We start from the raw sequence: 13440 nt of genomic DNA on the forward strand, positions 1-13440 counted from the left end.
GCGCAAGCCCCTGCCCGCCCGCCCAGGCGAAAGCCCAGAAGGGCGGCGGCAGACCGATCTCTTCGAGTTCTTCCTCCGTCTTCAGCCAGAGTTCATGGGCCTCGCTCGCCAGATGCAGCCGGATCTCCGGCACATGCGGCGGTGCCATGCGACTGGTATTTGCGCGGATGAAACTCTCCGGATCGGTCTTCAAATCATCCTCGAACTAAAGCAATTCCGGGAAAAGTGCGAAGCGGTTTTCCGTCCGGAATGCGTAAAACAAAGGGGTAGAGCGGGAAAGCGATCCCATAAAACGCTGAACCGCTCTAAGTGTCAGACAGGCGGATTGTCGAGTTCGCCCATGCGGCAGACTTCGAGATATTCCTCATCGGTCACCGGTTGCACGGAAAGCCGCATTGAGGTGACGAGCGACATCTGCGAGAGCTTCGGATTGGCTTTGATATCCTTCAGCGACACCGGTTTCGGCATATCGCACACGGCGCGGATGTCCACGCAGTCCCAGCGCGGATCGTCCTTGGCGGTCGAATCGGGATGCGAGAGCGCGCAGACTTCGACGATGCCGACGATCTCCAGCCCGTCATTGGAATGATAGAAGAAACCCTTGTCGCCGATCTGCATCGCCCGCATGTTGTTGCGGGCGAGATAGTTGCGCACGCCGGTCCATTCGGTGCCCTTCTCTCCAGCCTTCTTCTGGGCCTCCCAGGACCAGGAAGACGGCTCGGATTTATAAAGCCAATGCGCCATGTCTCATGCCTCCGGATTGTTGAAGACCCAGTTGAACGGCTTGATCTCGACGCTCTCGAACAGGCCGGCCTTGGTATAGGGATCGGCATCCGCGATCGCCTTCGCCGCCTCGATCGTCTCGGCGCTTACGATAGCCAGGGTCCCGTTGGACTTGCCCTCGGCATCGAGAAAAGGACCTGCCATCTTTAGCGTGCCCTCGGCATTGAGCCTGTTCAGATATTCGAGATGGGCAGGGCGCGTGTCCATGCGGACATTCAGGTGACCGGGCTTGTCCTTGCAGACAAAGGCAAACAGCATGGTTTCATTCTCCTATGGAAATCAGCAGATTATTGGTGGTGATGGATGGAGCCTTGCATGCTGCCAGTCATCCTGTCTCTGCGCGAAGGGGGTTGACGATATCGAGGCCCCAAAAGTCCGCCTCATTGTCCGTTGCGATAGTGCATTCATTCGCGATTGCGACGGAGGCGATCAACATTTCCATCGGGTCACGCTGACGCCCGGCGGCTCGCCCCTCCGCCATAAGTTGCGCCCATATTAAGGCCGCACTCTCGTCGAAGGGAAGAATGCGTCCGGCGAAATATGCCAGCGGTCCTTGTGCGCCGAGAAACCAGGTTTCGAGGTCGTCCCGTTTTCGCCCGGCTGGCTTGATCAAAATCCGGCGCTGTATCTCGGCAATCGTGAATGCAGCAATGAAGAGATCATCATCTATCTGTGCTTGAAACCAACCGGCAAGACCAGGCGCCGGCTCTGGCTTGACCGTATTGCTGATAACATTGTTATCGAGCAAATACCGGGTCAAAGATCGATCTCGCGCACTTCGCTACGTACCCGTTCAAGATCGAGATCTGCTCCGACGAGCGGCGAACTGCGCAGCCAAGCATAAACGCCACCCTTTTTCTTCGGCTCGCCGGAGATCGCCTGGTTTAGGACATTACGGATATAGGCCGCATCGGTCCCTCCTTCCGCCAAACGCCGTGCCAATGAGCGAATGAGAGCACGATCGCCATCAAGCCCGAGCACTTCGAAACGGGCCAGACCGCGTTCTTCAAGACGCGACCGATAATTTTGGATTGCACGCTTTTGGGAACTGCTCATCGCGGCCTCCGACTTATTACCAGTAATATATCCAGTAATCGCTCCGCATTCAAGCTTTCCTATTCCGTCGTAATTGGCCGCATCATCAACTGCTCGATTGCCGTCGGAATATCCAGCGTGCCGTCGATGATGGCCGACACCGCTTCGGTGATCGGCATATCGACGCCGAGTCCGCTAGCCAGACGCGCCGCGATGGAGGCGGCATAGGCACCTTCGACGAGATCGCCATGCGATGGATCGGCTGCCTCGCCGCGACCGAGCGCAATGCCGAAACGCAGGTTGCGGGACTGGTGGCTGGTCGCCGTCAGCACGAGGTCGCCGAGGCCGGAGAGCCCCCGCACCGTTTCCGCCTTGCCGCCCTTGGCAACGACGAAGCGCGACATTTCCGCCAAGCCGCGGCTGATCAGCGCCGCCCGGGCCGAATCGCCGATACCGCGCCCTTCGACAATGCCGCAGGCGATCGCCAAAACATTCTTCAGCGCGCCGCCAAGCTGCACGCCGACGCGATCGTCGGACGCGTAAAGGCGGAATGTCGGCCCTGAAATCGCCTGCGCCAGCCGTTCCGCCACCGCCATATCGCCGGCGGCGATCGCCATTGCCGTCGGCAAGCCCTTGGCAATATCGGTCGCAAAGCCCGGACCGGAGAGAACCGCGATGGTGTGATGCGGCAATTCCCGCTCCAGCATGTCGGTCAAGAGATCGCCGGAAACCTTGTCGATGCCCTTCGCACAGGTGACGACGACGGCATCCTCTGCGAGATAAGGTCCGTACTGGCGTGCCGCATCGGCCTGCGCCTGCGACGGCATGGCAAAGAGCACAATGCTGGCGTCCGAAACGGCGTCCGGCTCGGCAGAAAATTGCAGCGAATCCGGCAAATCGATGCCCGGCAAGGCCGCGTCATGGATCCGGTCAGCGCTGAGGTCAGCCATGACAGCCGCGTTGCGCCCGACCAGCGTCACCTGGCTCTTTCCGGTCAAGGCGATGACGGCGGCGAGCGCCGTGCCAAAGGCGCCGGCGCCGATCACTGCAATGCGTTCATTGCCGCTCATGCTTTCGCTCCTCGTTTGCCATGCCCCAAAAGAGTTTCCGCCTTCTGATCGAGCGGCCAGCGCGAGCGCGGCTGCACATCGAGGCCGTCGGGTACCGCACCGGTCGCCATACGCTCCAACCCCGCCCAGGCGATCATCACGGCATTATCGGTGCAGAGCCTGAGGGGCGGCGCGATGAAGCGGAAGCCATTGAGATCGCAGAGCTCCTGTAGCGTGCGGCGCAGCTCGAGATTGGCGGCGACGCCGCCGGCAACCACCAGCGCCGGCTTGTCCGCCGTCTTCGGAAACTCTGCCTTGAAGCGCTGCAGGCCACGGCCGATCCGATCCTTCAACGTACGCGAAATTGCCTTCTGGAAGGAGGCACAGATGTCGGCGATATCCTGCGCGCTCACCGGCGCTATCGCGGTTGCCGCCTGCCGCACAGCGGTCTTCAGGCCGGAAAAGGAAAAGTCCAGCCGCGTCTCGCCGACCAGCGGCCGGGGAAAATCGAATCGATTGGGATCGCCGCTCTGCGCCGCAGCTTCGACCGCCGGCCCGCCGGGATAGGGAAGGCCGAGCAGCTTTGCCGTCTTATCGAAGGCTTCGCCCAGCGCATCGTCGATGGTCGTGCCCCAGCGCTCATATTCGCCAACGCCGCGCACCAGGATCAATTGCGTGTGGCCGCCGGAGACGAGCAGCATCAGATAGGGAAAGCTGAGGCCATCCGTCAGCCTTGCCGTCAGTGCATGGCCCTCTAAATGGTTGATAGCGTAGAGCGGCTTGCCGGTCGCCCTCGATATCGCCTTGCCGGTCATCAGCCCGACCAGCAGGCCGCCGATCAGACCCGGGCCGGATGTGGCCGCGATGGCATCGACGTCGGACAGCGACACATTGGCACGCTTCAGAGCCTCGTCGATCAGCGTATCCAGCGCCTCGACATGGGCTCGCGCCGCAATTTCGGGCACGACGCCGCCATAGGCGCTATGCTCGTCCAACTGGCTCAAAACGACGTCGGAGGCAATCGTGGCGGTGCCGTCGTCGCGGCGCTCGACAATGGCCGCGGCGGTTTCGTCGCAGCTAGTTTCGATGCCGAGAATGCGAAGAATGGGCGCCATGGAAGCTGTCGTTGTCGGTTGGTCGATTGCGATGAAGCGGAAATATGGTTACGGGAACTGTCGGTAACAACGGATCAAAGCGGATGCAAACAAAACCTTTCCGGATCGGCACACGTGGCAGCCCGCTTGCGCTGGCGCAGGCACATGAGGCCCGCGACCGCCTGATGGCGGCGCATGGCTTGCCGGAGGAGATGTTCGAGATCGTCGTTCTGAGCACCAAGGGCGATCGGATTACCGACCGTTCGCTGGCAGCGATCGGCGGCAAAGGCCTGTTTACGGAGGAGCTGGAACAGAAACTGGCCACAGGCGAGCTCGACTTTGCCGTACACTCGGCCAAGGATATGGCGACGAAGCTGCCGGAAGGGCTCTCGCTATCGGCCTATCTGCCGCGCGAGGATATCCGCGATTCCTTTATCGGCCGTACCGCGCCAAAGCTGATCGATCTGCCGCATGGCGCGACCGTCGGCTCCGCGTCGCTGCGCCGCCAAGCGCTGATCCGGCGCCTGCGTCCCGATATCAATGTCATTGTCTTCCGAGGCTCGGTCGAAACGCGGCTGCGCAAGCTGGAGGAAGGTCAGGCCGCCGCGACATTACTCGCCCTTGCCGGCCTGAAGCGGCTCGGAAAGGTGGAAGTGATCACCGAGATTCTCGACCCGGACGAATTTCCGCCGGCGCCGGCACAAGGCGCGATCTGCATCGAAAGCCGTATCGCGGATGAGCGGACGAACGACCTGCTCTCCGCCATCAATGACGGGCCGACCTTCGACACCGTTTCTTGCGAACGCGGCTTTCTGGCAGCACTCGACGGCTCCTGCCGCACGCCGATTGCCGGCTATGCCGTCTGCGAAGGCGATCACATCAGGTTCTTCGGCATGATCCTGACGCCCGATGGCCAGCAGGTACACACCACCACCATCGAAGGGCACCGCCGGGACGCCGAGGCGCTCGGCACCAATGCCGGCCAGGCGATCCGCGCAGAGGCTGGCAGCACCTTCTTCGAAGACTGGACCTGATAGCGGATGCGCGTCGTCGTCACCCGTCCTGAGCATTCGGGTGAACGCACCGCCCGGCGACTTGCCGAGATGGGGCACGAGGCGATGCTCCTGCCATTGTCGAAACCCGTCCGCCATGTCGACGCGACTTGGCAGGCCCTATCGAATACGCGGGGGGCCATTGCCGTCACCAGCGCCGAAGCGATCCGCACATTGGGTGCAATAGGCCACCCTCTCGAGCCTCATCTCGGCCGCCTGCTTTTCGCCGTCGGCAAAGCGACCGCTGACGAGGCTAAAGACATTGGTTTCATCAATGTTTTCGCATCGGGGGGCAGCGGCACCGAGCTGGCGGAGTTGGTTTTCCGCGAATGGACCGGTAATTCTCAAGCACCCCTGCTCTATCTTGCCGGCGCGCCGCGCGCCGCAGGTTTCGAAGCAAGATTGACGGCGCTGAATATCCCCTTCCAGACGGTCGAATGCTATCGAATGCAGGATATCGTCATCGACGACGCGGTCCTTCGCCGGCTCTTTCTCGATGCTTCCGCCGACGCCGTCCTGCTCTATTCGCATCAGACGGCGATCCGCTTCTTCAGCCTGCCTTTCCTGCAGCAACATTCGAACCTGCTCGCCTCGACAAGATTCCTTTGCCTCAGCAAAGCAATTGCCGAAGCCGTCCCCGCTTCCCTACATTCTCATGTGGATATCGCTAATATGCCGGACGAAGACAGCCTTCTGGCGCTTCTTGCTGCGAAGTGAAGTCGCAATTTTGATTTAAGCTCTTTCCATAATCGACTTGTCTGTCTACTTTCGCTGCAGCGCATGAAAAGAGGACCTCATGGTATCGGGAAATCCGCCAAACCATTCGAAGCCCAACGACGAGCCGATCACGATCGATATGGAAGCTGAGGAAACTGCTAAGACCGCGGCTTCCGAGGAGATGCCGGAGCGCAATCACAGCGAACCGGGCAGCTCATCCGCCAATGAGGTGGAAATATCGTCGGAGCCGGAAAACGGCCCGGTTGGGGGAGAGGCCGATGAGACCGCCGCGGACACTGCGGCAGAAGAGCCCAAAACCGAGACCGTCAGGGAACCGGAACCCTCCCGCCCTTATGCCGAACAACCTCCCGCGTCCCAGCGGCAGCCAGGCGCAACGTCCGGCCTGATCGCCGCCGGCATTGTCGGTGGTCTGATCTCCCTCATCTGCGTCGGCGCTATCCAATATGCCGGTCTCCTGCCCGGCGGCAGGCCGGCAAAGGACCATTCCGCTGATATCGCAGCGCTTTCCGCCGAAATCGACGGCCTGAAACAGACCGTGTCCAATCTTGCCACTGCTCCCGCCGCAGCATCCGGCACCGCTCTTATCGCCCGCGTCGCAGCCCTGGAGACAGCCGCCGCCAACAACACGGGCACAAGCGCAGCGTCCGGCACTAGCAGCGGAGATGCCGACCAGAAGATCGCAGCGCTCAGCGCCGAAGTGGACCAATTGAAGGCGAGCCTTGCTCAGGCGACGCAAAGTCAGGCCTCGTCCGACGCCGATGTCAGCAAGCGTCTGGAGGACGCCGAAAAGAAGCTGAACGCGCCGAGCCAGGAAAGCGCCGTCGCCCGTGCCATTGCGGCTGCGGCACTGAAGGCGGCAATCGATCGCGGCGGCCCCTTTCAGCCCGAGCTTGATACCTACGCCAATGTCGCGCCTGATGACCCTGCCATTGCTGATCTCAAGGCTTTCGCCCAGACCGGCATTCCCTCGCGCGCCGATCTCATCCGCCGGGTATCTGACGTTGCGACGGCGATCGTCACTTCGACGCAGCAGGACGATCCGAACCAGAGCTGGAGCGACCGGCTGCTGACCAGCGCCAAATCCCTGGTGCAGGTACGCCCGGTCGGCAACGTCACTGGCGACAGCGTCGAGGCCATTACCGCCCGCTTCGAGGACAAGGTGAAGAACGGCGATCTCCCCGGCGCAATCACCGAATGGAACAGCCTTCCGGACGCCGCCAAATCCGCCTCCGCTGCCTTCAAGCAATCATTGGAAGCTCGCATCCGGGTCGAGGACCTGGTCGGCGATGCGCTGTCCAAGGCGATCGCCGACACCGGAAAACAAAGCTGAGGGCGAGGAAGAGAATGATCAGACTGCTTATTTTCGCCGTTCTCGTCCTGCTGCTTGGCTATGGCTTTTCCTGGCTTGCAGATCGCCCGGGCGATCTTTCGCTGGTGTGGGGCGGCGAGCTCTATCAGACCAAGCTCATCGTCGCTGCCGGCATCCTGATCGCACTGATCGCCGCCGTCATGGTGGTCTGGTGGTTCATCCGCCTGATCTGGACCTCGCCGCATTCCGTCACCCGCTATTTTCGCGCCCGCAAGCGCGACCGCGGCTATCAGGCATTGTCGACGGGACTGATCGCCGCCGGTGCCGGCAATGCGCTGCTAGCCCGCAAGATGGCGGCGCGCTCGCGCGGCCTGATCCGCGCCGATCAGGAGCCGCTGATCAACCTGCTCGAGGCGCAGGCCGCGCTAATCGAGGGCAAGCACGACGAGGCCCGCCAAAAATTCGAGCTGATGGCCAACGACCCGGAAACCCGCGAGCTCGGTCTGCGCGGCCTCTATCTCGAAGCCAAACGCCTTGGCGCGCACGAGGCGGCGCGGCACTATGCCGAAAAGGCGGCCGACCATGCACCCTATCTGCCTTGGGCGGCGCAGGCGACGCTGGAATACCGAAGCCAGGCCGGCGATTGGGATGAGGCTATCAAGCTGCTCGACCAGCAGAAGATCGCCCGTGTCATCGATAAGGATACCGCCAACCGGCAGCGCGCCGTATTGCTGACCGCGCGCGCCAATGAAAAGCTCGAAGGCGACCCCTCCGGTGCCCGCGACGATGCGCTGGCAGCACTGAAACTCGCCCCCGATTTCGTGCCGGCCGCGCTGACGGCCGCCAAGGCATTGTTTCGCGAAGATAAGGTGCGCAAGGCCGCTTCCATTCTCGAACAGGTCTGGAAGGCAAAACCGCATCCGGAGATCGGCCGAACCTATGTCCGCGCCCGCAGCGGCGATTCCGTCGCCGATCGCCTGAAGCGTGCCGAACGGCTGGAGGCGATGCGCCCGAACAATGTCGAAGCGCTGCTGGTCACGGCAAAGGCGGCACTCGACGCCCGCGACTTTGCCAAGGCCCGTAACAAGGCGGAAGCCGCGGCCCGCATCGATGCCCGCGAAGGCGCCTTCCTGCTGCTGGCCGACATCGAAGAGGCTGAAACCGGCGACCAGGGCCGCGTCCGCCATTGGATGGCGCAGGCGCTGCGCGCACCGCGCGATCCGGCTTGGCTGGCCGATGGTGTCGTCTCCGACAAATGGCTGCCCCTGTCGCCGATCACCGGCCGCCTTGATGCCTTCGAATGGAAAGCGCCCTTCGGTCAACTCGAAGGGCCGGTGGAAGAGGGCACGACGGCCTCGGTCGATGCGGCGTTAAAATCGCTGCCGCCGGTGCGCGAGGCCGCTCCCGCAACCGCTGCGGCTAAACCTGTCTCACCAACTGTTGCTTCGCCGGTTGCCGATCTCTCTGTTATGGAATTGGAGCCGGCCGCCAAGAAGCCGGCGCCTCCACCCGCCGCCAAATCGGAGCCGGCGAAGGAGCCGGAAACAAAGCCCTTCTTCGGCGGTGCGCCCGATGATCCGGGCGTCAAAGATCTCAAGCTTGAACCGGAACCCAAGACACGGCTGAAGCTCTTCTAAGAATGGGGTCGAATGTTCGAACGCTTTCAGGAATTCTTTCAAAACCTGACCAAGGAACACCCCAAGTCCGGTTTTGCTCCCGATGATCCGCGTATTGCGGTCGCAGCGCTCTGTTTCCAGGTGATGGAGGCGGACGGCAAGATAGAGGAAAGCGAGAAGAAGCGGCTCCGCAAGCTGCTGAAGAGCCAATACGGTCTCGACGGTCGCCAACTCGACGCGCTGATTGCGGCGGGCCAGGAAGCCGAAAGCGAGGCGGTCGACTACTATCGTTTCACCTCCGATCTGAAGCGCCATCTCAATAGCGAACAGCGCCTCGAACTCCTCGGCATCCTCTGGGACATCGTTTATGCCGATGGCGAACGCAGCGAAATGGAGGATCATGCGATCTGGCGCATCGCCGATCTCATGGGCATCTCCGACCGCGACCGCGTCGTCAAGCGCCAGGAAGCAGCCGCCCGTGCCCCGGGCCCCAGGAAGGAAACCGGGGATGATGATTGAGGCGCCGCAGGGCGGTGGCAACCGCCCCGTATTGATCGTCCTGCACCAGGAGCGTTCCAGCGCCGGCCGTGTCGGCCAGATGCTTTTGGACAAGGGCTATGATCTCGACATCCGTCGGCCGGTGCTCGGCGAAGGACTGCCGACGACACTGGAGGGGCATGCCGGCGCGGTCGTCTTTGGCGGCCCGATGAGCGCCAATGATCCTGACGATTTCGTCAGGACCGAGATCAATTGGCTCGACGTGCCGCTGAAGGAAAACCGCCCCTATCTCGGCATCTGTCTCGGCGCGCAGATGCTTGCCCGCCATCTCGGCGCCAAGGTGAAGGCCCGCGATGACGGCAAGACCGAAATCGGCTGGTATCCCCTGCAGCCGACGGAAAAGGGCCGGCTTTTGATGCGCCATTGGCCACAAATGGTCTATCATTTTCACCGTGAAGGTTTCGACCTGCCCCACGGCGCCGATCTGCTGGCGACCGGAGACACCTATCCCAATCAGGCCTATCGCTATGGCGCCAATGCCTGGGGTTTGCAGTTCCACGCAGAACTCACCCGCGCCATGATGCAGCGCTGGGTCGTGCACGGCGAACACCGCTTCTGCATGCCGAACGCCCAGCAGGGTCGCGAGCATCTGGAGGGCCGCATGATCTTCGACCCGCCGCTCAAAGCCTGGCTATCCGAATTCCTCGACCTCGTTTTCGAGGGCAAGCAGGCGATGGCGGCCTGACCGGCTCCGCTTCATCGCGTCCTTGACGTCAGCCCTGCTTTTCTTCACTTGCCGGCCGAGCACTGATCGGCGGACCCAGTAACAGGTTGATGAGCACCAAAAGCCCTATGGCCCCCATCATGCCGGCGATGCGATTGATAGCCGGCAGCAGGCTGTCCGCCGGGCCCGTATCCTGAACGAGCGTCAGGATCAAAGCGATACCGGCCTGCGAGCCGACGCCGGCGATGCCATACCGCCCGTTCTGGATCTGCATGGCAAGCCAGGTGCCCGCCATCAGCAGCAATAGCCAGGGCACGAAGGATTGGCTGATCGGCAGGAATAACGCGATCGCGCCGAAGCAGCCGCCCAGGATACATCCGGCTATCCGCTGCAACATGCGCTGAGCAATCGCCGATTGATCCGTCTCCGAGACTCCGGTGAGAGTGGGAACTGCCATGACCGCGCCGATCGAAATCGCCATCTGGCTGAGATTTGGCAATTCCAGTTGCCGCCAGACCAGCGGCACTGCCGCCACAGCCATCCCGGTTCGCATGGCATGCGATAGGACGTGCCAGTTTCGACCCAGCAAACTATGCCAGCCGGGCGGCGGCGCCACAACCGCACCTTCCGCAGGTGCCAGCAGCCGTGTCACCAGAAGCGCCGTTGCGGTGCCGAGCACGATCTCGACGGCGCGATAGAAGGCGATGGAAAGCGCCAGTGTCGGATCGTCCAATGAGCCGAGGGTGACCATCATGGCGGTGATCCCACCGAGCAGCCAGGCATAGCCATGGGGACTCAGCAACGCGCCAAGAATGGCAAGCGTGCCGGCCGCAAAAAGCAGCAGCACCGTTGCCAGGGGATCATAGACGAGCCAAGGCGCAAGGACGAAGCTCAGCGCCGCGCCGACGAGCGTTCCCATGATCCTCATCCCGCCTTTCTGCCAGGATTGCGGATGGCTTGCCTGCACGCAAAGGAAGGCGCTGATAGCGGCCCACCAGGGATTGTTGAGCCGCAGGATCAGCGCGAGGACGAGCGCGAGCCCGACCGCCAGTGCGGCGATATTGGCGAGCCGCATGCGGGGACCGGAAAGGCTGAGCTCCGCCAGCTCGCCGCAGATCGCATTGACGAGCTCTGCAAGAGCCTGTCTCATGGGAAGATCAGCGTGCTGGCATCCGATCCCATATAAAGGGTGAGGTCGGATGGCGGATCGATCAGCCTCAGCGTTACCGGGAAGCGGCGTTTCAGCCTGATCCAATCGGTGGTCGGGGCGACATAGGGCAATATCCCATCCTGATCAGGGCCTCTGCTGATGCCGCGCGATACGCCCTCGATACGCGCGCGATAGAGGCGCCACGGATGCGTGTCGAGCCACACCCAGGCTGCTTTGCCGGGCTCAAGATTCCTGATGTAGTTTTCCTTGTAGTTCGCGACGATGCGCCAGCCCGCCGCATCGACGATGCCGACGAGCGGCTTTCCGGCCGAGGCCGTATCGCCGACGCTGATGGCGAGATTGTTGACCGTACCGTCGGCGGGTGCACGGATGTCGGTCTGGCCGAGCTGCCATTCCGCCAAGGCGAGCGCGGCCTTAGCCTGCGCGACGATGGCGTCCTGGCTGGCAACCGACTGCGACGCCTTGTCCACTGCATCCTGCGCCGCTGCCTGCTCCCGCTGTCTGGCGGAAATCATATCGGCAGCAGTCAAGGCCACCTGTTTCTGATCGTCGCCGGCCTGTTGGAGTGCGACTGTCGCAGCCGTCAGCCGATCCTGAGCCGCCCTCAACTCATCATTGACAAGCTTGTGGTTCGCGACCGCGTCCTGAACTGCCGCTTTGCGCTGATCGACGACAAGCTGGAACGGCACCTTGTCTATCACCGCTAAAAGATCGCCGCGCCGTACCTCCTGATCGTTGGCGACATTGACGCTCACGACCGCGCCCGTCACCTGCGGGGCTACCGTCACGAAATTCGTGGTGACATAGGCATCGTCGGTGTAGGCGACAAACGAAGTCCAAACCTGCCAAACCGCCCATAGCGCCACCAGGCAGGCTATACCCGCGACAAGCCGGAACGCGCGCCGACGCTCGGTGGACACAGCCGGCGGCGAAGCAGATGCCTCGGGTTCGATCGGTTCGTTGCTCGTCATATTGCTCATGGCGATAACATGCGCGCGCAGTTACCATCATGACAAGAAAATTGTGGCTTATGCCACCTGCGGCTCGCCCCCGCGATCCGGCGCATTCAGGCTATCGATCCGGCGCAATTGCGGGAAGCCGCCCGCCCAGATGATCGCCACGGCCAAGGTGCCGAGGCCGCCGATGACCACCGCAGGGACGGCGCCGAAATAGCGCGCCATGGTGCCGGCGCGAAATTCGCCGAGTTCGTTCGATGCGCCGACGAAGACCATGTTCACGGCATTGACGCGTCCCCGCACATGATCCGGCGTCCAGAGCGTGATCAGAGTTTCGCGGACATAGACCGAGATCAGGTCGGAGGCGCCCATGAGGGTAAGCGCTGCGATCGACAGCCACGGCGTATGCGAAACGCCGAAGATCAATGTCCCCACACCAAATATTGCAACGCCGCTGAACATGTAGATCCCGGCATGGTGCCGTATGGGATAGGTCGCCAGAAACAGGCCCATGGCAATGGCGCCGAAGCTTGGAGCGGCGCGCAGCAAACCAAGGCCCCAGGGACCGAGCGTCAGAATATCGCGCGCATAGACCGGCATCAGCGCCACGGCACCGCCGAGCAGCACGGCAAAGAGATCAAGCGAGACGGCACCGAGCACCACCTTTTCCGACCAGATGAACCGGAAGCCGGCAAGAATCTCGTTCAAGCTCCTCGATTCATGCGCAACGCGTTGCTGCGGTTTCGGGATAAGGAAAGTCAGCAGTGAACCGGCGGCGAAGAACAGGACGGCGACGGTATAGGAAATGCTCGGACCGATGCCGTAGAGCAGGCCGCCGGCAACGGGGCCGAGAATGGCGGCCGCGTCCCAGGACATCGAATTCCAGGTCACCGCATTCGACAGATCTTCCGGCGGAATGAGGTTGGGCGCCAGCGATTGCGTTGCCGGTGTCATGAAGGCGCGCTCGATGCCGAAGACGGCGAGGATCACGAACACCGGAAGCGGCGCGAAGGTGCCGGAAACGGTCAGGAACAGCAACGCCGCTGTACAGATCGTGCCGACGAAAATGCAGATGGCCGCCACCATGCGCCTGTTGTAGCGGTCAGCGACGGTGCCCGTCACCAGGATCAGGAGCAGCGAAGGCAGGAACTGGACCAGCCCGATCAGGCCGAGATAGATCGGATTGCCGGTATGATCATACATCTGCCAGCCGACGGAGACGCTGACCACTTGCGTTGCGAAAGCCGTCAGAAAACGGGCAAAGAAGAAATAGGTGTAGGCGACATGCCTGAACGCGGCAAACCGGTCTCCGCTGGGAACCGACGACATGAGAAGAGGCTTTCCGGCCGGAGCCGCTGAGACCTCGGCCTGTTAAACATGATTCAGCGTGCTTCAAAGCATGGGACTTGCCCGTT

16 protein-coding genes are annotated in these 13440 nt (G+C 62.1%); 6 read left to right on the forward strand and 10 right to left on the reverse strand.

Annotated elements, in window-relative coordinates; translation table 11 throughout:
• The 7 genes from QDY28_RS24290 to tsaD all read right to left on the reverse strand — a co-directional run.
• On the reverse strand, positions 1-193 hold a 193-nt coding region (locus QDY28_RS24290; RefSeq protein ID WP_442967579.1), incomplete at its 3' end, for a class I SAM-dependent methyltransferase.
• A gap of 119 nt (positions 194-312) precedes the next feature.
• Positions 313-744 (reverse strand): EVE domain-containing protein, encoded by a 432-nt coding sequence (locus QDY28_RS24295; RefSeq protein ID WP_107109598.1) that lies wholly within the window; start codon positions 742-744, stop codon positions 313-315.
• Between the two features lie 3 nt (positions 745-747).
• Complete coding sequence (locus QDY28_RS24300; RefSeq protein ID WP_331384054.1) at positions 748-1041, reverse strand: YciI-like protein; 294 nt, start codon at positions 1039-1041, stop codon at positions 748-750.
• A 67-nt stretch (positions 1042-1108) separates the two neighbouring features.
• On the reverse strand, positions 1109-1543 hold the full coding sequence (locus QDY28_RS24305) for a PIN domain-containing protein (RefSeq protein ID WP_331384055.1): 435 nt from the start codon (positions 1541-1543) through the stop codon (positions 1109-1111).
• Entirely contained in the window at positions 1540-1839 is a 300-nt protein-coding gene (locus QDY28_RS24310; RefSeq protein WP_331384056.1) for a hypothetical protein, read from the reverse strand. The genes QDY28_RS24305 and QDY28_RS24310 overlap by 4 nt, the downstream gene beginning before the upstream one ends.
• Positions 1840-1898: 59 nt before the next feature.
• Positions 1899-2888, reverse strand: a complete 990-nt coding sequence (locus QDY28_RS24315) for an NAD(P)H-dependent glycerol-3-phosphate dehydrogenase (protein ID WP_331384057.1) — start codon at positions 2886-2888, stop codon at positions 1899-1901.
• Positions 2885-3982 (reverse strand): tRNA (adenosine(37)-N6)-threonylcarbamoyltransferase complex transferase subunit TsaD, encoded by a 1098-nt coding sequence (gene tsaD / locus QDY28_RS24320; protein ID WP_331384058.1) that lies wholly within the window; start codon positions 3980-3982, stop codon positions 2885-2887. Before tsaD ends, QDY28_RS24315 begins: the two co-directional genes overlap by 4 nt.
• A gap of 83 nt (positions 3983-4065) precedes the next feature.
• On the opposite strand from tsaD, the gene hemC reads away from it, so the two are divergent.
• The 6 genes from hemC (at position 4066) to QDY28_RS24350 (ending at position 9919) form a co-directional block, all read left to right on the forward strand.
• Positions 4066-4995: a hydroxymethylbilane synthase gene (gene hemC, locus QDY28_RS24325; protein ID WP_331384059.1), complete on the forward strand. Its 930-nt coding sequence runs from the start codon at positions 4066-4068 to the stop codon at positions 4993-4995.
• Positions 4996-5001: 6 nt separating this feature from the next.
• The gene (locus QDY28_RS24330; protein ID WP_331384060.1) at positions 5002-5730 is read left to right on the forward strand and encodes a uroporphyrinogen-III synthase; all 729 of its coding nucleotides are present in this window, start codon (positions 5002-5004) and stop codon (positions 5728-5730) included.
• 79 nt (positions 5731-5809) lie between these two features.
• Positions 5810-7081, forward strand: a complete 1272-nt coding sequence (locus QDY28_RS24335; protein ID WP_331384061.1) for a COG4223 family protein — start codon at positions 5810-5812, stop codon at positions 7079-7081.
• A 14-nt stretch (positions 7082-7095) separates the two neighbouring features.
• A complete protein-coding gene (locus tag QDY28_RS24340) occupies positions 7096-8697 on the forward strand; it encodes a heme biosynthesis protein HemY (protein WP_331384062.1) in 1602 nt (533 codons plus the stop codon).
• A 12-nt stretch (positions 8698-8709) separates the two neighbouring features.
• Positions 8710-9195 (forward strand): tellurite resistance TerB family protein, encoded by a 486-nt coding sequence (locus tag QDY28_RS24345; RefSeq protein WP_028751307.1) that lies wholly within the window; start codon positions 8710-8712, stop codon positions 9193-9195.
• Positions 9188-9919, forward strand: a complete 732-nt coding sequence (locus QDY28_RS24350; protein WP_331384110.1) for a glutamine amidotransferase — start codon at positions 9188-9190, stop codon at positions 9917-9919. The genes QDY28_RS24345 and QDY28_RS24350 overlap by 8 nt, the downstream gene beginning before the upstream one ends.
• Positions 9920-9947: 28 nt before the next feature.
• Here QDY28_RS24350 and QDY28_RS24355 read toward each other — a convergent pair whose 3' ends face one another.
• The 3 genes from QDY28_RS24355 to QDY28_RS24365 are packed head-to-tail and all read right to left on the reverse strand — an operon-like array spanning position 9948 to position 13354.
• Positions 9948-11048 carry an FUSC family protein gene (locus tag QDY28_RS24355; protein ID WP_331384063.1) on the reverse strand — a complete coding sequence of 367 codons (1101 nt, stop codon included), beginning with the start codon at positions 11046-11048 and terminating at the stop codon, positions 9948-9950.
• Positions 11045-12049: an HlyD family secretion protein gene (locus QDY28_RS24360; protein WP_331384064.1), complete on the reverse strand. Its 1005-nt coding sequence runs from the start codon at positions 12047-12049 to the stop codon at positions 11045-11047. Before QDY28_RS24360 ends, QDY28_RS24355 begins: the two co-directional genes overlap by 4 nt.
• 48 nt (positions 12050-12097) lie before the next feature.
• Entirely contained in the window at positions 12098-13354 is a 1257-nt protein-coding gene (locus QDY28_RS24365) for an MFS transporter (protein WP_331384065.1), read from the reverse strand.
• Positions 13355-13440 lie beyond the last annotated feature (86 nt).

This window comes from Rhizobium sp. BR 362 (assembly GCF_036528765.1).
Lineage (GTDB): Bacteria > Pseudomonadota > Alphaproteobacteria > Rhizobiales > Rhizobiaceae > Rhizobium.

Coding starts and splice junctions, on each gene's coding strand:
- QDY28_RS24360 (WP_331384064.1), bottom strand. CDS start 12,049: ATGAGCAATATGACGAGCAACGAACCGATCGAACCCGAGGCATCTGCT.
- QDY28_RS24335 (WP_331384061.1), top strand. CDS start 5,810: ATGGTATCGGGAAATCCGCCAAACCATTCGAAGCCCAACGACGAGCCG.
- QDY28_RS24345 (WP_028751307.1), top strand. CDS start 8,710: ATGTTCGAACGCTTTCAGGAATTCTTTCAAAACCTGACCAAGGAACAC.
- QDY28_RS24300 (WP_331384054.1), bottom strand. CDS start 1,041: ATGCTGTTTGCCTTTGTCTGCAAGGACAAGCCCGGTCACCTGAATGTC.
- QDY28_RS24330 (WP_331384060.1), top strand. CDS start 5,002: ATGCGCGTCGTCGTCACCCGTCCTGAGCATTCGGGTGAACGCACCGCC.
- QDY28_RS24310 (WP_331384056.1), bottom strand. CDS start 1,839: ATGAGCAGTTCCCAAAAGCGTGCAATCCAAAATTATCGGTCGCGTCTT.
- hemC (WP_331384059.1), top strand. CDS start 4,066: ATGCAAACAAAACCTTTCCGGATCGGCACACGTGGCAGCCCGCTTGCG.
- QDY28_RS24350 (WP_331384110.1), top strand. CDS start 9,188: ATGATTGAGGCGCCGCAGGGCGGTGGCAACCGCCCCGTATTGATCGTC.
- QDY28_RS24295 (WP_107109598.1), bottom strand. CDS start 744: ATGGCGCATTGGCTTTATAAATCCGAGCCGTCTTCCTGGTCCTGGGAG.
- QDY28_RS24340 (WP_331384062.1), top strand. CDS start 7,096: ATGATCAGACTGCTTATTTTCGCCGTTCTCGTCCTGCTGCTTGGCTAT.
- QDY28_RS24315 (WP_331384057.1), bottom strand. CDS start 2,888: ATGAGCGGCAATGAACGCATTGCAGTGATCGGCGCCGGCGCCTTTGGC.
- QDY28_RS24355 (WP_331384063.1), bottom strand. CDS start 11,048: ATGAGACAGGCTCTTGCAGAGCTCGTCAATGCGATCTGCGGCGAGCTG.
- QDY28_RS24365 (WP_331384065.1), bottom strand. CDS start 13,354: ATGTCGTCGGTTCCCAGCGGAGACCGGTTTGCCGCGTTCAGGCATGTC.
- tsaD (WP_331384058.1), bottom strand. CDS start 3,982: ATGGCGCCCATTCTTCGCATTCTCGGCATCGAAACTAGCTGCGACGAA.